18 protein-coding genes and 1 riboswitch are annotated in these 21734 nt (G+C 41.8%); of the genes, 2 read left to right on the top strand and 16 right to left on the bottom strand.

The genetic code is table 11. From position 1 onward, the window contains the following. Positions 1–196: 196 nt before the first annotated feature. On the top strand, positions 197–2413 hold the full coding sequence (locus ABES03_RS14015; RefSeq protein WP_430117880.1) for a glycerophosphodiester phosphodiesterase family protein: 2217 nt from the start codon (positions 197–199) through the stop codon (positions 2411–2413). Between the two features lie 56 nt (positions 2414–2469). On the opposite strand, the gene ABES03_RS14010 is transcribed toward ABES03_RS14015, so the two are convergent. Continuing rightward, a complete protein-coding gene (locus ABES03_RS14010; protein ID WP_430117879.1) occupies positions 2470–3276 on the bottom strand; it encodes a prohibitin family protein in 807 nt (268 codons plus the stop codon). Positions 3277–3574: 298 nt separating this feature from the next. On the opposite strand from ABES03_RS14010, the gene ABES03_RS14005 reads away from it, so the two are divergent. Beyond that, on the top strand, positions 3575–6181 hold the full coding sequence (locus ABES03_RS14005) for an Ig-like domain-containing protein (protein ID WP_430117878.1): 2607 nt from the start codon (positions 3575–3577) through the stop codon (positions 6179–6181). 72 nt (positions 6182–6253) lie between these two features. On the opposite strand, the gene ABES03_RS14000 is transcribed toward ABES03_RS14005, so the two are convergent. The 15 genes from ABES03_RS14000 to ABES03_RS13930 form a co-directional block, all read right to left on the bottom strand. Beyond that, positions 6254–6931: a class II aldolase/adducin family protein gene (locus tag ABES03_RS14000; RefSeq protein ID WP_430117876.1), complete on the bottom strand. Its 678-nt coding sequence runs from the start codon at positions 6929–6931 to the stop codon at positions 6254–6256. A gap of 87 nt (positions 6932–7018) precedes the next feature. Continuing rightward, on the bottom strand, positions 7019–8293 hold the full coding sequence (locus tag ABES03_RS13995) for a TRAP transporter large permease (RefSeq protein WP_430117874.1): 1275 nt from the start codon (positions 8291–8293) through the stop codon (positions 7019–7021). Then, positions 8293–8778, bottom strand: a complete 486-nt coding sequence (locus tag ABES03_RS13990) for a TRAP transporter small permease (RefSeq protein ID WP_430117873.1) — start codon at positions 8776–8778, stop codon at positions 8293–8295. The genes ABES03_RS13995 and ABES03_RS13990 overlap by 1 nt, the downstream gene beginning before the upstream one ends. An 88-nt stretch (positions 8779–8866) precedes the next feature. Next, the gene (locus ABES03_RS13985; protein ID WP_430117872.1) at positions 8867–9886 is read right to left on the bottom strand and encodes a TRAP transporter substrate-binding protein; all 1020 of its coding nucleotides are present in this window, start codon (positions 9884–9886) and stop codon (positions 8867–8869) included. 88 nt (positions 9887–9974) lie between these two features. Continuing rightward, the gene (locus ABES03_RS13980; protein WP_430117871.1) at positions 9975–10997 is read right to left on the bottom strand and encodes a zinc-dependent alcohol dehydrogenase; all 1023 of its coding nucleotides are present in this window, start codon (positions 10995–10997) and stop codon (positions 9975–9977) included. A 60-nt stretch (positions 10998–11057) separates the two neighbouring features. Next, positions 11058–11699 carry a GntR family transcriptional regulator gene (locus ABES03_RS13975; protein WP_430117869.1) on the bottom strand — a complete coding sequence of 214 codons (642 nt, stop codon included), beginning with the start codon at positions 11697–11699 and terminating at the stop codon, positions 11058–11060. 34 nt (positions 11700–11733) lie between these two features. Beyond that, positions 11734–13113, bottom strand: a complete 1380-nt coding sequence (locus tag ABES03_RS13970) for a four-carbon acid sugar kinase family protein (RefSeq protein WP_430117867.1) — start codon at positions 13111–13113, stop codon at positions 11734–11736. An 18-nt stretch (positions 13114–13131) separates the two neighbouring features. Continuing rightward, positions 13132–14400, bottom strand: a complete 1269-nt coding sequence (locus tag ABES03_RS13965) for a ribulose-bisphosphate carboxylase large subunit family protein (RefSeq protein WP_430117866.1) — start codon at positions 14398–14400, stop codon at positions 13132–13134. A 335-nt stretch (positions 14401–14735) separates the two neighbouring features. Beyond that, a complete protein-coding gene (locus tag ABES03_RS13960; protein ID WP_430117865.1) occupies positions 14736–15395 on the bottom strand; it encodes an aspartate/glutamate racemase family protein in 660 nt (219 codons plus the stop codon). 107 nt (positions 15396–15502) lie between these two features. Beyond that, the gene (locus ABES03_RS13955) at positions 15503–16330 is read right to left on the bottom strand and encodes a MetQ/NlpA family ABC transporter substrate-binding protein (protein WP_430117864.1); all 828 of its coding nucleotides are present in this window, start codon (positions 16328–16330) and stop codon (positions 15503–15505) included. 21 nt (positions 16331–16351) lie between these two features. Beyond that, a complete protein-coding gene (locus ABES03_RS13950; RefSeq protein WP_430117863.1) occupies positions 16352–17026 on the bottom strand; it encodes a methionine ABC transporter permease in 675 nt (224 codons plus the stop codon). Continuing rightward, entirely contained in the window at positions 17016–18029 is a 1014-nt protein-coding gene (locus ABES03_RS13945; RefSeq protein ID WP_430117862.1) for a methionine ABC transporter ATP-binding protein, read from the bottom strand. Before ABES03_RS13945 ends, ABES03_RS13950 begins: the two co-directional genes overlap by 11 nt. 141 nt (positions 18030–18170) lie before the next feature. Then, positions 18171–18276: riboswitch (SAM riboswitch) on the bottom strand. Between the two features lie 185 nt (positions 18277–18461). Then, positions 18462–19607, bottom strand: a complete 1146-nt coding sequence (locus ABES03_RS13940; protein ID WP_430117861.1) for an ABC transporter permease — start codon at positions 19605–19607, stop codon at positions 18462–18464. Beyond that, positions 19608–20720 carry an ABC transporter permease gene (locus ABES03_RS13935; protein ID WP_430117860.1) on the bottom strand — a complete coding sequence of 371 codons (1113 nt, stop codon included), beginning with the start codon at positions 20718–20720 and terminating at the stop codon, positions 19608–19610. It lies immediately after the preceding gene. A gap of 18 nt (positions 20721–20738) precedes the next feature. After that, positions 20739–21677: an ABC transporter ATP-binding protein gene (locus ABES03_RS13930; protein ID WP_430117859.1), complete on the bottom strand. Its 939-nt coding sequence runs from the start codon at positions 21675–21677 to the stop codon at positions 20739–20741. Positions 21678–21734: the final 57 nt, after the last annotated feature.

Here is a 21734-nt window from a genome sequence, read left to right as displayed (position 1 = left end):
GCGCTGGGGGACTGTCCCCTCTTTTCTGAATAGGTAATTCGTTATGTAATAATAGGCCTATTTTTAATCCGTCCTGATAAGTAGAATATCCTATTTTTGCCATATTTACGCAATATTCATACTCTATTAATAGCCACTTTACAATTCTCCTATATTTTTAAACTCGTAATACATAACTTATAGGAGATGATTGTAAATGAAAAAGAGTTTAATTGCTGGCATTGCTTGTCTATCTCTTTCGGTAACCTCAGGAGCACCTTTAGCCGTTTTAGCCCACCCGATTGAAATCTCAGCAACTGATAATGGACAAACCACCTTACGTCCACTCTCCTCTGATGTAGCAGTAATTGCCCATCGAGGCGCATCCGCCTATGGCCCGGAACATACACTTGCAGCCTATAAGCAGGCCATGACGATGAAGGCTGATTATGTGGAATTCGATTTACAAATGACAAAAGATGGTCATTTGATTGCCATGCATGATGAAACGCTGGCCAGAACCACTAATGCAAAGGAACTTTATCCAGACCGTGCTCCATGGCAGGTAAAGGATTTTACGCTCGAAGAAATCAGCCGTTTGGATGCAGGCTCATGGTTTAATAAAGCCTACCCAGATAAGGCAAAAACAGAATACATCGGACAACATGTACCAACGCTCGAAGAAGCCATCGAATTTGTGAAACAGCATGGAAATGGAAAAGTAGGTCTTTACATGGAAACGAAGGCACCGAGTGTATATCCAGGAATGGAAGAGAAATTAATCGAGATTTTGAAAAAAACTAATGTCCTTGATGACGAAAAACTCTTTCTAGAATCATTTAGTGAAGAAAGCCTCCGTAAGTTAAAAAAACTCGTCCCTGAAGTAAAACTGGTTCAGCTTTACACAGCTAAAATGCTTTCCGGTAAGGATGTGTATCAGGAATTTAAACGAATCTCTGACTATGCTGCCGGTGTAGGTCCTAGTAAGGAACTGGTTGTTCCAAAATTTATGGAAGCCGCTCATCAGAATCAGCTTCTGGTTCATCCATGGACAGTCAATTCTCAGGATGATATGGTATCCTTGCTTTCCCTTGGTGTGGACGGAGAATTCACAAACAATACGGACCTGCTTGTTGATTTACTGGATAATCCATTTATATCACATGGAGTTGCAAGTGGGGATATAACGGATTCGTCAGCAATTTTATGGGCCCGTACCAATGAAAAGGCAAGAGTTCAATTTGAAATTTCAACTGATAGCAGTTTTAAACACGATACAATCGTAAAAACGAGTCGTGCTGATGTTGAGCATGATTTTACGGTGAATGTAAATGCTACCGGATTAAAGCCTGATACTACTTATTTTTACCGGGCGCATGCTATTTCCAGCAAGTATACCGTTAACGGTTCATTCAAAACAGCACCGGAGGAGAACAGCTTAAAGCCATTAACTATGGTTTGGGGCGGGGATACTGGCGGTCAGGGAGAGATTCCTCCATTTAATTCTTTTAAAGCGATGTCCGCTTTAAATCCTGACTTCTTCCTGTTCAGCGGCGACACCATTTATGCGGATAATAAAACACCTGCTGTGCCTAACCCTCCTTCTGAAACTGTAGAGGATTTCTGGGCGAAATACAAAGAAAACCGTACGGATGCAGGCTTGCGCAGCCTTCTGCAAAAAACAGGAACATTTGCCATTTGGGATGATCATGAAGTAACCAATGACTTTTCAGGTCCAACACAGCCGCTTACTCCCACTGGTTTACGGGCGTTTAAGGACTACTGGCCAATGTCCAGTGAACGCAGTACAGAAGATAAGCTTTACCAAAAGTATTCATGGGGTAATACAATGGATATGATCATTCTTAATAACCGGGGATACCGTTCTCCTAACACCCAGGCTGATGGAGCAGATAAAACCATGCTTGGTAAGGAGCAGTTAGAATGGTTAAAACAACAGCTTCTTGCGTCGGATGCAAAAGTGAAGCTTGTAGCGACATCCGTACCTATCTCCATACCAACCGGAAAAGCAATGGCCAGGGATGGATGGGCGAATGGCAATCAAGTAAACCCAAATGATCCGACAGGCTATGAGAATGAGTTCAAACAAATTTCTGATTTTATTATCGAAAAAGAAATCAAAAACGTGTTTTTCGTCACCACAGATGTGCATTTTGCCGAGGTCATCAAATACGATGCCAATCAGGACGGGAAAACGGATTATAATGAGCTAATTAGCGGACCGATAGGAGCTGTAAAAATTAATCCAGGTACACTAGATCCCACCTTCGGGCCTGAGAGATTATATGCAGAAGGGAATTTCTTCAACTTTGGCGTGTTCCAAATAAATCCTTCTAAGCAAGAAGCTAAAGTTGAAATCCGTGATGAAAACGGAAAGGTTCATTTTAGTCATTCTTTTCAACTGGAAGAATAACTTTTAGGGGACAGTCCCCCAGCGCGCTAAAGCGCCGGGGGACTGTCCATCTCTTTCTATTTTTGTTTCTCGAGCCCATTTACATCAATGAACGGTGTGGCTCCACCTGTGACACTTGGTAGGCGGCCATCCCATTTCTCCAATGCCTTCTCTTGAACTTCGATTTGTTTTAATTGGATTAACTCCGGAGTGACTTCTTGCTTTTTCAAGCGTAGGGCCTCTGCTTCTGCCCCTGCTTGAGCCACTTTTTGCTCCGCTTCAATTTTGATTCTCTCTAAGTCTCTTTGTGCCCTTAACGCGTTTTGTTCCGCCGTTTGCTTGGCTTCAATCGCTTTATTGAATTCTTCACTAAACGCAAACTCTTTGATATTAATATCTTCTAGAATCATATAATATTTAGTTAATTTCGCTGCAAGCATTTCTTTCACCTTTGCTGATACCTCTGGACGTTTGGAAATCAATTCTTCTGCTGTATATAGCGCAGTAATGGCCTTTAAAGATTCGGCAATCGCGGGATCAACAATTCTAGAACGGTAATCCAATCCGATATCTTGATAAAGTTTATTCACAGCTTCTGGATTAACAGAAAAGTTGACGGCCACATTTGTAGTAACGATTTGCAGATCCTTGGAGGCAGCGGTCTGGGAACTTTCTTCTTTTTGTACCCGTACCTCAATCGGTTGAACGGTTTGGATAAACGGAAGCTTAAAATGAAAGCCTTCCGTTAAAATTGTTGGCTTAATAGCCCCTAATTGCAAAAGGACTCCTCGATAACCGGATGCAACTGTGGTAGTCGAAAAGAAGCCAACTACTAAAATAACAATCGCAATAATTCCACTTATAATAGATTTCTTATATTGCATGCTGCTCCCTCCTTTTAACCTTGGAACCAAGCGAAGCTACACCACTTTTCCACAGAAAAATGACTGTTTACATAACTGTATGAAAACAACGACAACTTTATTCAACAAGAACCTATTCCTATCTTTGAACTTTTAGACTGTACCGCTTTACCCCGCCGGGGGACTGTCCCCATTTTTGTCCCCATTTTAAAAAGTTCCAAAAATATTTAACAAAAATCTAAAAATTTTAAATTTTTAATAAATATAAAATCTACTATACTCTCTAGTGTTACATATTTTACCGAGAGGAGATGGAGATTTGAAAACGCTTACTAAATTTTGGAGTATCTTTCTTTCTATGGTGTTAGTGCTAAGTGCAGCACCAATGCTGGTCACACCTGCAAACGCAGCTGCAGGAGACCCGCAGGAGGCAGATGCCTCCCAGCTAAAATGGGAGAGCATTACCTTTGGTCAGTCAACCGATTTAAGCTTCGCACCGAACGTCCTGCCGGAAAAGGTAGGGACAAACTATGCCCATCCTGAAAACCCTGGGACCATTGATGGTGAAATCGTCTTAGAGAGTAGAGGCGGAAAATTAGCACCAGGCCATGACGGACTGACTTTTTACTACACAAAGGTTGATCCAAAGGTTAACAACTTCGTTCTTGAGGCGGACATTACCATCGACCAATTTGGTCCGGAAACAACGGCTGGACCAAACGGGCAGGAAAGTGCCGGTATCATGGTCAGAGATGTTAACGGTGCCGCACGTCAGGATCCAATGATTTTAGGGTATGAGGAAGTTCCTGCAGCATCCAACATTTTTGGTGTTGGTATGATGCGTGGCGGAGTCAGTCCCATCTATCGTACAGGGGTTAAATATCCTTGGGGGAATTTAGGAAGTGAGTTAAAGGCCTCTCCTTTTACAACAGATTCAACCTATAAGCTTCCAACTGGAACACCCGTACGAGTGAAATTAGAGAGAACAGACAGCGAGTTTATTATGTCAACGACCTTTACCCATTTATCCCAGCAGAAGACTTTTGAAAAAAGAATCACTGGGGCCGACATGGTACAGGTCATCGATCCTGATCACATGTATGTAGGTTTCTATGCAGCAAGAAATGCAAAAATGACGGTACGAAATGCGAGCTTAACACTAAGTGAGGCTCATACCATACCTACACCACCGGCGCCCGTAGTTCAACCGAAGGCAGCTATGGAAATCGTTTCTGCACCAGAAATTGGTTCGTCTGACTATGAGCTAAAAACACTTGCTAACTATGATGGAACAATTACGGTAACGAAGGATGGGGCAGAAGTTATTAGCAACGCAGCAGTTAAGAAGGATGAGGTCAACTCCTTTGGTACCAATTTAGAAAACGATACAACGGATTTCAACGTGACCTATTCACCAACCGGCGCACCCGATTCCACTCCGATTACAAAAAACCTAAAGGTAACAAAGAAGGTTTACAATTCAGGTGCCGGACTCTACGTGTCTCCAAATGGGACAAGTTCAGCCCGAGGAACCATCGATGATCCGATGAACTTAGAAACGGCAATCAAATACGTCCTTCCTGGGGAAACCATTTTTATGCGTGAAGGCACCTATACTCCTTCCTCCATCATCGATATTAAGAAGGAATATAGTGGAGCAAAAGATAAAGTAAAAACCTTGGCAGCCTATAACGGTGAAAAGGTAACGATTGATGGTCAAAACCATCTTGGAAATGTCCTGAAGTTAAGTGCGGATTATTGGCATTTGGCTGGAATTCATATCACAAAGGCCGTTTCCAGTGGTATGAGAGTAAGTGGAGATCACAACGTAGTTGAACAAATGCTATTTAATTTTAACGGAGATACCGGCTTGCAAATTAGCGGCAGCGGTTCAGATCCGGAAAAATGGCCGAAGTACAATTTGATTTTAAATTGTGAATCTCATGACAACCGCGATTTGAGTGATGAAAATGCGGATGGATTTGCCGCCAAGCTAGGCGTGGGTGTTGGCAATGTGTTTAAAGGCAATATTGCCCATCACAATGTGGATGATGGCTGGGATTTATATAACCGAACGAATGAAGGGGCAAATATGCCGATTACCTTGGACGGAAATATTGCTTATTCCAACGGGAAGCTAAGTAATGGCTATAACGAGGAGGGCAATCAGGGGAATGGCTTTAAGCTAGGTGGCGAAGGCCTGCCGGTTGCTCACATTGTCCGTAACAACATTGCGTTTGATAACAATATGGACGGCTTTACCGATAATTTTAATCCTGGAAAAATCGTTGTTGAGAACAATACCTCTTTCAACAACAAGCGCTTTAACTATGTGTTCCGAATCAATCCTTATTTTACTGCCGCGGAGCAGGGAATCTTTAAAAATAATCTCTCGTTTAGAACGAACGGCGGTACCATCAGGGATTCAATCAGCGGAAATGTGGATGAGACCAATTTCCTTTTTGACGGAACAAAGACAGTAAATAGTACCGGTATGGCTGTTACCGAGAAGGACTTCGTCAGTCTCGATGTTCCTGAAAAGTTTACTAGATATCAGAATGGTGCCATTAATTATGGCAACTTCCTTCGTATAGCTCCTGAAAGCGAACTAAGTAAAGCGGGAGCCCAAGTCGGAGCGTTAGCAGCTAACCCCGTATCCATTAAAGTAAAAGGCCCGGATTCCATACGAGAAGGAGAAACAGCTTCGCTTGTGGTGAAGGGTACTTATTATGATGGGTCAGTCAAAACATTGACGGATGATCTTGAGTTTACTAGTGAGGATCAAGAGATTGCAAAGGTGGACCAAAACGGTGTCGTCCAAGCCGGAAAAAAAGGCAAAACAACGATCAAGGTCTATTACCATGGCTTACAGACTGAGCTTCAAATTCATGTAAAAACCATGCCGCCTGGACTTAAGAAGAAGTAGGTTAGGTTCTTATACTAAAAGACATACAAAAGAGGATGGGAATAATTTTTTCCCATCCTTTTAAAATAGGTCCTACCAATCTCTTCGAGGCTTGTATCCCGCATTCTCAAGAAAATCTCTTTCTACTTTATTGGAGAGTCCGTTCATTTCCACATTCGCTGACCTTGAAGTAATTAGCATTTTGCAGGCCATTTCCAACGTTTGCAACGCCATTCGTGCTTCTTTAATATTAACATCATAAACCAAAACACCATGATTTTCGAGTAATAGAATATTTGCAGACTTCGCCTTTTCTGCAACAGCATTTCCTAATTCCAGGGTACCCGGATGATAATACCCTACTCGTTCAACACGTTCTAAGTAATACATGGTTTCAACAAACCAATTCGATGGAATCTCAATCGAAGAGCAAGCCACCAACGTGGTATAAAAAGGAGAAGCATGAAGTACAGCTCCAATATCAGGGCGATTTTCATAAATCGCGCGATGCATAGGCGTTTCCTTAGAAGGCTTTTTGCTGGTGTCTGATTGTTTTTGTACATCCCAAGCTACGGCTTCACCAGAAAGAGAGCATAACACTAAATCCGTATTATCCAACTCTCCAAGATAGGTCCCACTGGCCGTAATAATATATTCATCTGCACTAGTCCGGGCACTGATATTACCTGCTGTTCCCCAGGCTAATCCGTATTCCATCATATATTTTCCAGTCTTCACTAGTTCTTGTCTAATTAATTCTGCTTTTTGCATAGTGACTTCACACTCCTTTAGAAATCTATTAAACTACTAAGGAAAGTTCCACACCTTAATAAATGTGGAACTCCAAAGTTATTTCTCTTATTTAAACAAACTTCCAAGTCCGATTGATAACTGCGGAATGAAGGTAAGTAACATTAAAGTTACTAGGAGAACCGCATAATACGGTAACATTCCCTTTGATATCTGATCCAGCCTGATTTTGGCTATCTGCGACGAGATGAACAGATTTACACCAAGCGGTGGTGTACACATACCTAATGCTAAGTTTACAATCATGATAATACCAAAATGAACTGGATCGATTCCAAGTTGTGTTGCAACCGGTAATAATAGCGGTGCCAAGATGATAATCGATGCGTTTGTTTCCATAAACATACCAACGATAAGAAGGAACAAATTAACTAATAGAAGGAAAATGACTGGGTTATCGGAAATATTAATAAAGAACTCTGCAACTGCTTGTGGTACATTTGCACGAGTAATGATCCATCCAAACAAACCAGCACTCGCAATGATAAACATAATTGTCGCAGTTGTTACAGTTGATTGGGTGAAAATTTTGACAAGGTTGTTCAGTTTAATTTCTTTATAAACAAAAACACCAACAATAAATGCATAACCCACTGCAACTCCTGCTGCTTCTGTCGGAGTAAAGATACCGCCGTAGATACCTCCAAGAATAATAACAGGCATTAATAACGCAAGGAAGGATTCTTTAATGGCAATAAGTCTTTCTTTAACGGATCTTTTTGGTTCACGCTTATACCCTTTTTTCTTTGCAATCACTAAAACAGTCATAATAAGAGCAAAGCCAATAAGGATACCAGGTACAAAACCAGCCATAAACAAGTCCCCAATTGATACTGAAGCCGTTACCCCATATAAAATCATCGGGATACTCGGTGGAATAATAATTCCTAATTCACCAGCAACAGCTTGTGTCGCTCCAGCAAATTTTGCATCATATCCTCGTTTAATCATCCCTGGAATAAGCATACTTCCTAATGCAGCTGTTGTAGCGGCACTAGAACCGGAAATTGCTGAGAAAAACATGGCTGTTACGATTGTTACTATGGCAAGTCCTCCTGGCAGGTGACCAGTAAAGGCATTGGCAAGGTTGATTAATCGTTTGGAGATTCCTCCATATTCCATTAAGGTTCCCGCAAGAATAAAGAACGGAATGGCCATAAGCGGGAAGGAGTCAATAGATGTAAAAGAACGTTGAACCAGTACGATTAGAGGCGTACTCCCATCCCACCATAGAGCTATGGCAGAAGCAAGACCGATTGACACGGCAATCGGAACACTTAAAGCAAAAAATACGAGCATACAAACCATTAAAATAATTGCCATTACTTGTCATCCTCCTTTTTTGAGGATAGTTCTAGAATTAAAGCAAGGGAATTAAGCGCTAACAAAACTGCTCCAATTGGAATAGCCGCATACGGCACTGCCATAGAAATCCCTAAACTTGCAGATGTTTGCAAACTAACATGTTCTAACATAGTTAGACCTTGGAAAAATAGAATTCCAAAAAATACGATAGATAGAATCATTACAAATATGATTAGAATTTTACGCTTCTTAAAACCGAGTGACTCAGGAAGTAACTCTATAGAAATCAACTGATTATGTCTCATCGCTAGACTTGCACCTGCAAAAACAATGTACACCATTAAATATCTAGATAATTCCTCAGACCACGTCAATGGAAAATGTATAAAGAAGCGGCTAATTACTTGTGCAATAATTAATATGGACATAACGCCAAGCATCAAAGCAAGGATAAATCCTACAGCTTTATTCAAGGTGTCAACCATTTTCACAACTTGTTGCATAGTAACTCCCCTTTGTATTAAAGATTATAATTTAGAAGGGTACCAAGACCATGGTTGGCCTGGGTCTTGGTACCCATCAGTCTAACAATTATTTTGTGTTCACAATACTTTCATAAAGCTTCTTATCAGCTTCTGATTTATTTGCAAATTCCTTTTGAACAGCCTTTGCCTTTTCCATGAATGGCTTTGTATCTACATCAACAACTTCCATTCCAGCATCCTTAACCTTCTTTAGCAATTCTTTTTCTTGTTCATAAACGATCTTGTTCTCGTATTCAGTTGCTTCTTTAGCTGCTTCTTCAACTGCTTTTTGTTGTTTCTTTGAAAGCTTGCTGTAAGTTGCATCACTCATTGTTAACATAACGTAACCATAAACATGGTTTGTATTGATCAAGTATTTTTGAACCTCTTGTAATTTTGAGCTTTCAATTAATGCAAGTGGATTTTCCTGAGCATCGATAACTCCTGTTTGAAGGGAAGAATAAACTTCACTAAACGCCATCGGAGTTGGTGTTGCACCCATTGCCTTCCATGCTGCAATGGAAGCAGGGATTTCAGGAACACGAATTTTGATCCCATCAAGATCTGATGGCTTAGTCACTTTTTTATTTGCTGTTAATTGACGTGGCGTACGCTCCCAGAATTGAAGACCTCGAATCTGTGCATTTGTTAATAAATCTGATTTTAATTGCTCGCCTACTTCACCATATAAAACTTTTTCCATATGCTCACGGTCACGGAATAAGTACGGTAATTCTAAAATGGAATATGGCTCATAAAAGTTGGAAAGTACGCCGGCAACTAAGGCAAAATCAACTGAACCAAGTTGCATTCCTTCTATTAAATCACGGTCATTTCCTAACGTTGAGCTTGCATAAACATCGATTTTTACAGACCCGTCTGTCTTTTCATTTACTAGTTCAGCAAATTTCTTCGCACCAAGGTTCCAAGGATCATCTTCCCCTGCAATATGACCAAGCTTTAATGTAACTGCTTTTTCCGCTTTTCCAGAATCTGAACCACTCGCTTTTTCTTTCGCCCCGCACCCTACAAGGCTTAAACTAAGAGATAACGCCGCTGCCGCAATACCAATTTTTTTCAACAACATTTTATTTCCCCCTTAAATTGTTTGTTCGTAAAAAATTTCTTCCATTCCCTTTGGTACGAATTCTTTAAATAAGCGTTTTCATTTATGGTTAAAATTTAACTAACACCTTTAATGATGATTCTTCTTTTTTATCAACAAGACGGAAACCTCTCGCTGCCTCTTCGTATGAAAGCTTGTGAGTAATAATCACGTCTTCCGCTACATGGCCCGCATTGATTAGCTCGATAGCCGCAATCGTATCTTCTCTTGTGTAAGTCATACAGCCAACAATTTCTTTCTCACTCTGCTGTAAATTGACAATATCAAACGTTTGCGTTCCGTGGAACATAGCAATCGTCACACAACGACCGCCTTTACGTAGTAATGAGATAGCATTGTCAATGATCCCTGGCACTCCTGCTGCGATAAGGACTTTATCAAACTCACCGCCAACAGCTTCCTTGGCTTCAGCAATCCAATCCTGTTTGTTTATGGTGTTCAACGTATGGGTTGCCCCCATTTTAACAGCACCCTCTAAGGCATAATCCATAATATCCGTAACAAGAACAGTCGTTGCTCCTGCTGCCTTTGCCGCGGCAAGTGCCAGTAGTCCGATTGGTCCTGCACCGAGGATCGCCACTTTATCACCCAGCTGGATGTCTGCTTTTCGAACCGCATGTACCCCTACAGCAAACGGTTCAACGAGAACACCTTGATCATAAGTCATGGTATCTGGTAATTTGAACACGGTATGTTCTGGTGTGGCAAAGTACTCTGCCATTGTTCCATACCAGCCATTAAGGCCAGGAGCTCCTCGATGTGCGCAATAGTTAACATTACCTGTTAAACAAGCTTCACAATTGCCACAGCCAACCTGTGGTTCAACGGTTACCCGGTCACCGACCTGGAACTTTGTAACACCATCTCCGACCTCTACTACTTCACCAGCCAGCTCATGACCGATGATAACCGGCGGCTTACGGAATAAGTGAAGTCCTTTGTAAGTATGAATATCAGAACCGCAAATCCCTGCCACTTTTACTTTAATTAATACATCCTTATCCGCTAATTGAGGTAATTCCACTTCCTTAACAATTACCTCATAAGCATTTTCTACATATACCGCTTTCAATGTACCTCTCCCCTTTGTGCTTCATCTTGATTCATAATCAGGTGGTGACAGGCACCAACGTTATAACAATAGTTTTTGCTTCGAATGCTGAAGATGCTCCTCAATCAGATCGCCCGCTTTTTGGTCACCTGTTTTCAAAGATTGATAGATTTTAAAGTGATCTTGCGAGAACTCTTGCATACGTTGCGGGTCTTTCCTTAAATGAAGCAAGGTGATTCGTTGCAAGTGATCTTGATAATTTAGCAGGATACGATGAATTTCTTGGTTACCCAAGCATTCACAGAGCAGAAGGTGAAAGTCATGATCAGCACGTGTGAATCCCTTTATATCTAATTGCATCGCCATTTCTTCGGTGGTATCAAGATTCTCTTCTATCCTCTTGCACTGTTCTTCCGTTAATTTACCTGCGATTTGCGAGCAAACATAGGTTTCAAGTGCAACTCGAAGATTATAAATATCAATAATCCGGTTTAAAGATAGTTCATTAATGATAATCCCTTGCTTGGAAGAGATTGTAACAAAACCTTCTGTTTCTAAGCGAACTAACGCATTTTTAATCGGCGTTTTGCTCATTTGAAGAATTTCAATTAATTCGCGCTCTGATAGAAAACTTCCTTGTGGAAATTTCTCATCGAGTATATTTTCCTTAATCTTCTGGTAAGCCACATCTTTTAATAGAGGGGCTGTTCCCACTTTTGCCATACATTCCATCTACTTTCCATTGTGATTAGTTAATTTAAACACTAACCTGTTTTGATTCATTTGTTGCATTACGGACATTTGAAAAATAATTGCTGCCCCCCAACTGGCCGCCTTTAAGTGCAATTTCAATCCCGTTCATCAAGCTTTCATCGGAATAAGCCTTACAAAGCGGTGCTCCTGGAGAAATTGGCAGCAGCATCTCTAATCCATAGACACCCATTTCCCGAGTTGCAAATCCAGATGTATCCCCGCCTGCGACGATCACACGGCGAATTCCGGTGGCCTCCATAACTTCACGAGTCCATTTACCAAGCTGACGTCCAATCAACTCACCGGATTGGAATTCCGGAATCCCCAGCTGATTGAAAAGTTCACGTGTAGCTGAAATCGCTTCATCCTCCGGCCCCATTGCCGTATAAAGAATTACGCTTTTCCCCTCCTTAATCAGTTGAATAACCTGATCAAGTAGTTCACGCGGGACAGAATCAGTTTGGACGATTTGCTCCGGTTTAATTTTAATACCATGGAATCCATCCGTAAGTGCCTCTTCAATTTGCTGCTGAGTAACCATCGAAGCGCTTCCCGAAACTGCAAATACTTGATTTCTAGCAGGAACAGATTCCACGGATTCTTGAATCCTAGGTGCCACTCCAGCATTTTTCCAATGGGCTGTTAAGGCATAGCCTAAACCAGAGGAGCCTACTGCAAAGGTTCGATTTTCTTCGGCAGATTCCCAAATCAACTGCCCACTTATTCGGAGGCGATCTTCATCAAGTACATCATGGAGCAGTACGCCTGGTTGATTCAATTTCTGATTGTATCTTTCCCGTACAGCCTCTATGCTGCCTTCTAGTTCCAAAATATTCATCAGTTCGATTTTTTCAGAAGTTTGTTCTGCAAGATGCAGGCGTAAGTCCGCTTCACCCATCGGTGTAATCGGGTGCCTAGACATAACCGGATGGCGGTCTAATCGATACACTGTATCGTGCATTCTGGCGAAGTGCTGCCCAAAGACGGTAAATCGTCCTAAAGGTGGTGCACCAACAAGAAGGGGAATTACTTTTTTATCATCAAAGTACTCTCTCGCTACTTCAATTGCTTTCCCGATACTTCCCACATCAGGAGCAGAATCAAACGTCGAACAAGTCTTATAATGGACCACCTTTGCCTCTGTTTCAGCAAAGCTCTTGAATACTGGGCGAAGCTCTTCCTCCATGTCCTCAGGATTTTTAGCTCTGCTTGTTCCTGCCACCCCGATACAGCTTATTCCTTCAAACCGTTTAAGTAATTCTTCACTCGGCGGCTCGAGGAAAAGAACCGTCCGATACCCACTGATAGCCAGCGCTTCCATCGCATCCGTCGATCCGGTGAAATCATCTCCATAAAAAGCGAGTAACAGTTCACTTTCTTTCATGTTGTTTTACCTCCAAGCTTATGTTGTCGAAAATTTATCTATTGCCTTTGCTAACTCAGGGTTTTGCTTCGCGTAGGTTTCCAAAGGGATTCCTTGAACAGCTGCTTCCCATCCCTGCCTCATACTAAGGACCCCTGCTTCAATCCCATCTGGGTGAGCAAGAATTCCTCCTCCTGCCAAATGGATAACATCAACGGTTTGGACCGCTTCATAAGTTGGGATCGCGCTTGCTGCCCACTGTGCAGAAGAAAGTACAGGCATAATCGGGTATCCACCAAGGAAAGGGGTTAAGCTATCCCGAATCGCTTGTGCAACCGTTTCATTATCCTCAGAGAATTTATTGTTTAAGCCATTCGTATGCAGATGATCCACCCCTGCAAGTCGGCAAAGCTTTTGAAAGACTGTAAAACTCATTCCTAATAGCGGGTCACGGGACATTGCCCCCCATTGTGTACGGTGTCCGTGGATCGGCAGCTCCGAGTATTGCCGTAAGTAAGCGGTGCCACTTAACCCCACACTATTGACACAAACCATCACACACGTTCCGCCTGCATTTAGGACGAGATCATGATTTCTACGGAGTTCGTCGATATCGCCTGTAATATTAAAGGCGTACATCAGTTTTTTTCCTGTTCGATCTGCCACTCGTTCGATTTCCTCCATGATAACCTTGACCCGCTGTTCAAGCGGTGCAAACGTAGGGTTTGCACATAATTCATCATCTTTTATGAAATCAATGCCTGCCTCGGCAAGTTCTCTGACAAGTGGACGGTAATCTTCTGTATGTAGTCCGATGCTTGGTTTAATGATTGTTCCTATTAAAGGTCTTTCATCCACCCCGATTAATGCCCTCGTTCCTTTTATTCCAAATTGAGGCCCAGGATACTTTTCAGCAAAAGCATTTGGCAGCTCTATATCTATTAATCTTAATCCGGAAAAAGCTCCAAGCTCGTATAAATTTCCGGCAACCGTCGATAGAAGGTTCGGTAAGGATGGTCCAAAATTATCAAGTGGGAACGATAGCTCGATGATCGCTCTCCGGTACTCCACGTTGGAGGAATCGACTCCCTTTGGAATCTGGGCTCCCGGTAGGGATGGGGTTTTGACAGTCTCTAATTCTATTATTTTAACTACATGAGCTCCGTGTTTTTCCTTCAATTCAGGAGTTTCTCCTGGAACTGATACAAAGGTTCCAGTTGATTGTTCCCCTGCCATCACTTCAGCTGCGTAATCAAGAGGAAAAGCCGTTTCTACTAGATACTTAGCTAGAACTCTATTGGACTGCATTATCACACCAACCTTTCGTAGATCACTTAACTATCATCATCATAGATTCAACATAAATCTATCATAAATCTATGTTAGATTCCTTGATGTAAATCATATTGTAAACCGCTTACAATGTCAATTGGATTTTTTGAAAAATTCTAAATAATTATGTGATATTTTTCACATAATTATATTAGGCTTGTATTTTAGCTCATTTAAACCTCTTGGAAAAGCTCTATTAATAAAAAAAAGGCTAGGAAATAACTTTCCCACCCTTAAAAAAGTAAATATATGGATATATCATTCTTGCTGTTTAGAAAAATAGCAGATACCGAACCCGTATAATTTTATTTTTACCAAAGCCCTTTCATCACTTCTTGTACTCGTTTCATACCTAATTCTGGTGATGTAAGACATTTGTCCTTAACCTTTTCTGGTAATTGAACCAATACCCTAGCCATAGAAGCCTGTGCAAGAACCACTATATCTACTTCTGCTGCCAATCGATCAATTTCATTCGCCAAAATGGTATCATGCATCTCTTTATCTCCGTTTGTCAAAGCTGTATAAGCCTCATTAGCAAGTAAGGTAATAATTTGTGGGCTCATATTGTATATGTCCGCTTTTTGTTTAAGAAGTGCTACCGTTGGATTCAAGGTGGTGGATAAAGTGGCGATTACAGCAATTTTATCTCCTTGATGAATCGCCTGTTCTGCCATTGCTTCGTCAATTCTTTCCACAGGAATGGATACTTTTTGTTCTGCCTTTACAGCCACTTCTCCTACAGAGGAACAGGCGAAAAGGATAATGTCTGCTTCTGCTTCCTTTGCAAAGATGGAGTATTGAATTAACTTGTGCTCAATTTTTTCTATGTTTCCCCCAGTTGAGAGTAAGCTGGGTAGGATGCTATCATCGAGAAAATTGATTATTTCATAGTTTGCTAAATATTTCTCAGCTAATTTCTTTAATGGCTCAATAGTTACAGGGGTTGTATGAATGATGGCAAGTTTCATTATTTTTTCTTCTTCCAAAGAAGCTTTAATAATTACATCATAACAAACAGATTCTTATGTTAGAAAAAGGACGCATTCCCACATTGGTTTGCGTCCTTTCTTTTTATTTATTTCATCCACTCAGGCTTCCCGAAGCCCTTGAATTTTTCATCCATAACTTTTTCGAAGTCTGCAGATTCCACAACTTCTTTAATATCTTTTGCAAGCTGGGAATCTTTGTTTACTGTTTTTACCGCAACAATATTACGATAGGAATCTAGCATGTTTTCAAGTGCTAATGCATCAAGCAGATTCATTTTTGCAGCTAATGCGAAGTTTCCTGGTACTGCTGCTAAATCGACACTGTCCACAGAACGAGGTAGTTGACCAGCTTCAATCGCTTGGAACTTTAGTTTTTTCTTATTTTCAACAATATCTTTCTCTGAAACTTTTAATGGATCGGCACTTTCGTTGATTGTAATTAAGCCTTCATCACGTAGAGTATTCAATGCACGTGCCGCATTTGTTGGGTCATTCGGAAGAGTAACCGTTGCTCCGTCTTTTACTTCACCCAATGATTTGTATTTTTTTGAGTAAAGCCCCATTGGTGCAGTTGGTACTGAAATCAATGCAGACAGCTTCATGTTGTTTTCCTTCGCAAAATTCTCTAGATAGATAGAATGCTGGAATAGGTTTGCTTGGATATCCCCATTATCTAACGCTTTGTTTGGTTGAATGTAATCGCTAAATTCTACAATCTCAACTTTGTAGCCCTTCTTTTCTAATCCAGGAACAATCGCTTCCTTCAACATATCGCTATACGGGCCAGCAGTTGCTCCCAATTTGATGCCCTTTGATTTTGCTTCAGCCTTCTCTTTGCTTTCTGAACTGCTGCCGCATGCTGCTAACGCACCTACGAGTAAAACTAAAATCATTGCTAAAAACCATTTTTTCATGACTTTTTCCTTCTTTCTACTTTATCTTCTTTTATCGACAACTTTGGCAATGTAATCACCAAGAAGCTGAATTACCTGAACTAAAACTATTAATATAACAACAGTGGCAATCATGATGGTATTGTCATAGCGGTAATACCCAAAGCGAATCGCTAAATCACCAATTCCGCCTCCGCCGACTGTACCAGCCATCGCCGAGAATCCAATTAAACTAATGAGGGTCAACGTAATACCAGAGATGATTCCTGATCTCGCTTCAAGGAGCAGAACATCTTTTATAATCATAGTTGGCGTCGCTCCAACTGCAATCGCTGCTTCGATGACCCCCTTATCAATTTCCCTTAATGCTGATTCGACGATACGGGCAAAGAACGGAATCGCCGCGACTGATAGCGATACACTTGCTGCAGTGGGTCCAATAGTGGAACCTACGATGAAATCGGTTAATGGAATCAATGCAACCAGCAAAATAATAAAAGGAATGGACCGGATTAAGTTAACCAAGAATCCCATGGTTATTTGGATGAAGCGATTTTGTAAAAACAAACCCTTGTCAGTGACAAATAACAGGATTCCCACTGGCAGGCCAATGACGATGGCAATTGCTAAGGAAATCACAATCATATAAATTGTTTGCATAAAAGCGGTATTGATATCTGGAATTAATTCCACTAGATGCTGAAAATCAAAGCCCATTATGTAACACCTCCACTTGCGCTGCCCGGTCCTCGATGTATTGAAGTGCCGATGACACTTCTTCCTTCTCACCCTTCAGTTCCATAATGAAAATACCCAAAGGCAGTTCCTGAATATATTCAATCGAACCATGCAGGAAATTCCCTTTTACGCTGAATTTCTGCAGCATATCGGAAATGACCCCCTCTCCGGCGACCTTCCCTTTAAACAACACCTTGATGATCGGCCCTTCACAGCTAGCCAGGATCGATTCCGGAATATCAAAAGATACCACGCTATCAATAAACTCTTTGGTAAGTTCCGCTTGAGGATTGGCGAAGATGTCATAGACCGAACCCTCTTCAATGACCTTGCCGTTTTGCATAATCGCCATCCGGTGGCAAATTTCTTTGACTACATCCATCTCATGTGTGATCAAAATAATTGTAATGTTAAGCTCCCTGTTGATCTTTTTTAATAAATTCAAGATCGACTTGGTTGTGGTTGGGTCAAGGGCGGAGGTTGCCTCGTCACACAATAAAACCGTTGGATTGTTGGCGAGTGCCCTTGCGATTCCGACCCGTTGCTTTTGCCCTCCACTTAGCTGGGCTGGGTACACGTCGCGCTTATCCGCAAGTCCCACCGTTTCTAGCAATTCCATGACACGCTCACTGATTTGGCTCTTTGGATAGTTGGCCGCTTTCAGCGAAAAGGCAATGTTCTCATACACTGTCTTCTGACTGATGAGGTAAAAGTGCTGAAAGATCATACCGATCTTTAACCGGGCTAAGCGGAGCTTTTCTCCTTTTAAGGAAGTAAGGTCTGTTCCTTCGACAGTAATGCTGCCTGAAGTGGGCCGCTCCAATAGGTTGATGCAACGTAGCAACGAGCTTTTCCCGGCACCAGAATAGCCGACGATGCCATAAATTTCGCCTCGTTGAACTGTTAAGGAAACGTCATCCACTCCCTTTACCGTGCCATTTTTCGTTTTATATTCCTTTGTAAGCTGACGAATCTCAATCATATGTATGACCTCATTTTCTATAAGCGCTATTCTAAAATAATGTTTATTTGTCCAATTAATAAGGTGTGACTAGTTGGTTTTCTCTATAAAAAAATGCCCCTTTCATCTGAAAGGAGCATCGAAATACAAACGATTATTTCAAGCTTATCTTTCAGAATGAAGTTCATTCTGCTGGAATTGGCACCTTCCCAGTTAGGGGGTTGCCGGACGTCATAGGGCCAAGTCCCTCGGTCACTCTCGATAAGAATTATTAGTTTTTTTTAACATTTTTGATATTACTAATCTATTTTTATCTTGTCAATCATCAAAAAATAGTATTCTACCATTGTAAGTGTTTCCATTATTATCAAATCAACTATTTAGGGTGTCTAAAAATATTTTTGGGGACAGTCCCCCAGCGCTTTAGCGCAGTGGGGGACTGTCCCCGCTCTTTTAGATAAAGTTCTGTGTCGTGTTATTTCTGCTGAACCGATACACGGCGATGAGGAAGAAGGCCGTTGCAAAGGAGAATAGGATGATGTAGTGTAGGTACAGGCCGCTGAAGGTGCTTCCTTCCTGCAATTTAGTAAGCGTGTCTAATGTCCAGCGCTGCGGCAGGAATTCTGCGATTTTTTGCAACGATTTCGGCATGACTTCAACTGGCCAGAAGCAGCCAGACAGCATGACAGTTGGAGTGATCACTAAGTTTTGCAAAGCGCCCGCCGCACTTCGGTTGTTGGCGAAAGAAATAATCACTAATGACAAGCCGACCGAAATCAAGGAAAACAGGATCATAACAAACGCCGCTTCCCAAAAGGACACATTCACGCCCATATCAAAGACCGTTCTCATAATGGTTAACGTGATTAACACCTGGATCGTCATCACAATCATATTCACAATCACATTCGCTAATAAATACTTCCTCGCATTGATCGGTGTCGATAATAAACGGTAATACGTCCGCTGTTCTTTTTCCAACAAAATGATCTCAGATAGATTAACCGCTGACATCATCATGATCATAATCAGGAACCCAATCGCTTGGTTGGTCATAAGCTTATTTTTTGAAGCATCTTCAACCGAATGGGTCGCAAGCTTATATCCGCTTTGCTGATAGTCCTTCAACATTTGTTCGAACATCGGCTGATTTCCGTCCGCCGCACGACTGATCGTTGCTAAATTATTGATATATTGATATAAATAGGATTTCACGAATCCTGTCACCGCAGCCCCTTTGATGGAGCTAATCTCAATATGGTCAGGCGAACCCTTGAGTACGCTTGCTGAGAATCCTTTTTCAAAGGTAATCACAGAGTCCAGCTTGCCGGACGTAATCTGCTCCTTCCCCTCTGTAGCCTCCACCTCGGACACCTTCACATTTTCTGACCCTTTGAGGAATTGGATCGTATCGTCCGTGACCAGACCCTTGTCTTGATTTACGACGCCTACCGTTAGGGTCGGTGTTTGGTTTCCGCCATAAGCAAGAAGGGCAATGAAAATCCCCACCAACGGCATTAACAAGAACATGATGACATTTTTTCGTTTACGAAACGTCATACTTAATGTGTTTTGAATTAACCAGAGGATATCCTTCATTTATAGCCCCTCCCGTCGTTTTAAAGAGATAACCGCTACTAGTAAAAAGAGGAGTGACCCAGCCAAGTTGATTGTGATTGCAGGGATGGCCGCAGAAAGGTCATTCGCATAAATTAATTTCATTAACCCGTTGTTCATCCAAGTAAGGGGAGAAAGCTCCGTAATAAATTTGAAGAAACCCTCAGGATTTACAATCCTAAAATAGGATCCGCCAAAGAAGGAGGATAACTGAGCAACAAGTGTAATGATCACTTTTGGAGTGGCATGTGTTTTTGCTAAAAAGCTGATCCCAATCCCTAAGCTCACCGCAAAAATAATCTCTGTCAAAAGAACCAGGTAGACCATTCCTTCATGATCGCCCCAATTCGCATGGAATAACAGCTTGCTCAGCTGAACCACCAGCAAGGCAGATAGACTACTGCTCACAAGACTTCCAAGTACTTTTCCGATAAAAATATCACTTTTTCTAATCGGAGAGGCAATTAGACGATTGGCCGTCCCTCTCACTCGTTCTTCCACAATTAACGAACTGGAGGACATCGCTCCGTACAGGATGATCATCGTGGTAATCACAATGGCGTAATAGTCCATCGAACTCGGCTGTTTATCCGGTTGAAGCGAGGTTTCTTTGATAAAATTCGCCTGGCTGTCGCGAGAAAACGCTGCTGCCATTTTATCCGGTGCCGTCTTCATGATTTCAGTGGCAATATTGTATTGATTCACATAAGCGGACAGCATGCCTTGAAGGATGTTTGCTTCGATGCTGTTGCCATTATTGAGATACAGCTGCACTCCCTTATCTGATACCTTGACATAGCCATCCACTTTACTTTGCTGTACGTCTTTTTTCGCCTTGGTTTCATCGGTGGATTTTTTAAAATGAACACCCGACTTTTTGACCTCCGTAACAAACGACTGAAAGTTCTCTCCCTTTGTTGTATCCGTGTATATCACGTTGAGATCATCCACAGGAATACTGGTCGTAAACGTGTTAGACAAAGCCGTACCCAGTACAAGCATCAAGACAATCGGAAAGAGGAGCATAAAAAACAAGGTTCTTCTGTCACGGAAATCTGATTTGATTTCCTTCCAAGCAATACTGAAAATGTTCATGGCCGTCCCTCCCTTTCCTTATTGGTCCCGTAAATTCCTGCCTGTTAACGTTAAAAAGACGGTTTCTAGGTTTGGCGCCTTTTCCTGCAATGAACGGATTTCGATGTGCTGACTCATAAAGTGTTCCATGATTTGATTTAAGTTGTTCACACCTGAATCCGAGTTAATTTTGATAAAGTTTTCGTCCACCGTAACGGCTTCGACCCCTTTGATTTCCTTAATGGCCTGAACGTTCACGTGTTCCGTTGATTTGACCTCTATCCATAAATCCTTTGTATTGGTGATGATCGATTTCAGCTGTTCCTTCGTGCCTTCCGCAATGATTTTTCCATGGTCAATAATAGCAATCTGCGTGCAGATTTCCTCTACTTCCTCCATATAGTGGCTGGTGTAAATGATCGTACAGCCCATCTCATTTAGCTTCCGAACCGAATTGAGGATATAATTCCGCGATTGCGGGTCGATTCCGACCGTCGGCTCATCCATTATAATCAGCTTTGGTCGATGAGCAATGGCACAGGCAATATTTAACCGCCGTTTCATCCCGCCGGAAAAACTTTTCGGATAACTCTTATGGCGATCTTGTAGTCCGACAAATTCTAAGGCTTCCTCGACCCGTTCCTTTAACTCGGCCCCGCGTAAACCGTACAGTCCGGCGAAGAATTTCACATTCTCATAGGCCGTCATGTCCTCGTAAATGGCAAGGTCCTGCGGCACCATTCCGATGTTCATTTTAGCGTAACGGCTGTGCTTCACCGTATCCTTGCCCAGAATCGTAATCGTCCCCTCGTTGCTGCGCAAGAGGCCGGCAATCATGTTAATCGTCGTACTTTTCCCGGCTCCATTGGATCCGAGGAACCCAAAGATTTCTCCCTCTTTGACGGATAAGCTCATATGATCGACAGCGATAAAATCACTGAATTTCTTTGTTAAGTTTCTAATTTCCAACACGTTCATCGTGTTCACCCCTGTTCCCTTGTATAGTTCAAGTATAAAAAAAAGAATGAACCTGCA

This window comes from Neobacillus rhizosphaerae, from assembly GCF_050477885.1.
GTDB lineage: Bacteria > Bacillota > Bacilli > Bacillales > Cytobacillaceae > Neobacillus > Neobacillus rhizosphaerae_A.
This window is presented reverse-complemented; position numbering and strand designations above follow the sequence as displayed.

Coding starts and splice junctions, on each gene's coding strand:
- ABES03_RS13970 (WP_430117867.1), bottom strand. CDS start 13,113: ATGAAAGAAAGTGAACTGTTACTCGCTTTTTATGGAGATGATTTCACC.
- ABES03_RS13930 (WP_430117859.1), bottom strand. CDS start 21,677: ATGAACGTGTTGGAAATTAGAAACTTAACAAAGAAATTCAGTGATTTT.
- ABES03_RS13955 (WP_430117864.1), bottom strand. CDS start 16,330: ATGAAAAAATGGTTTTTAGCAATGATTTTAGTTTTACTCGTAGGTGCG.
- ABES03_RS14015 (WP_430117880.1), top strand. CDS start 197: ATGAAAAAGAGTTTAATTGCTGGCATTGCTTGTCTATCTCTTTCGGTA.
- ABES03_RS13945 (WP_430117862.1), bottom strand. CDS start 18,029: ATGATTGAGATTCGTCAGCTTACAAAGGAATATAAAACGAAAAATGGC.
- ABES03_RS14010 (WP_430117879.1), bottom strand. CDS start 3,276: ATGCAATATAAGAAATCTATTATAAGTGGAATTATTGCGATTGTTATT.
- ABES03_RS13995 (WP_430117874.1), bottom strand. CDS start 8,293: ATGGCAATTATTTTAATGGTTTGTATGCTCGTATTTTTTGCTTTAAGT.
- ABES03_RS13960 (WP_430117865.1), bottom strand. CDS start 15,395: ATGAAACTTGCCATCATTCATACAACCCCTGTAACTATTGAGCCATTA.
- ABES03_RS13965 (WP_430117866.1), bottom strand. CDS start 14,400: ATGCAGTCCAATAGAGTTCTAGCTAAGTATCTAGTAGAAACGGCTTTT.
- ABES03_RS13990 (WP_430117873.1), bottom strand. CDS start 8,778: ATGCAACAAGTTGTGAAAATGGTTGACACCTTGAATAAAGCTGTAGGA.
- ABES03_RS13985 (WP_430117872.1), bottom strand. CDS start 9,886: ATGTTGTTGAAAAAAATTGGTATTGCGGCAGCGGCGTTATCTCTTAGT.
- ABES03_RS14000 (WP_430117876.1), bottom strand. CDS start 6,931: ATGCAAAAAGCAGAATTAATTAGACAAGAACTAGTGAAGACTGGAAAA.
- ABES03_RS13950 (WP_430117863.1), bottom strand. CDS start 17,026: ATGGGCTTTGATTTTCAGCATCTAGTGGAATTAATTCCAGATATCAAT.
- ABES03_RS13935 (WP_430117860.1), bottom strand. CDS start 20,720: ATGAACATTTTCAGTATTGCTTGGAAGGAAATCAAATCAGATTTCCGT.
- ABES03_RS13940 (WP_430117861.1), bottom strand. CDS start 19,607: ATGAAGGATATCCTCTGGTTAATTCAAAACACATTAAGTATGACGTTT.
- ABES03_RS13975 (WP_430117869.1), bottom strand. CDS start 11,699: ATGGCAAAAGTGGGAACAGCCCCTCTATTAAAAGATGTGGCTTACCAG.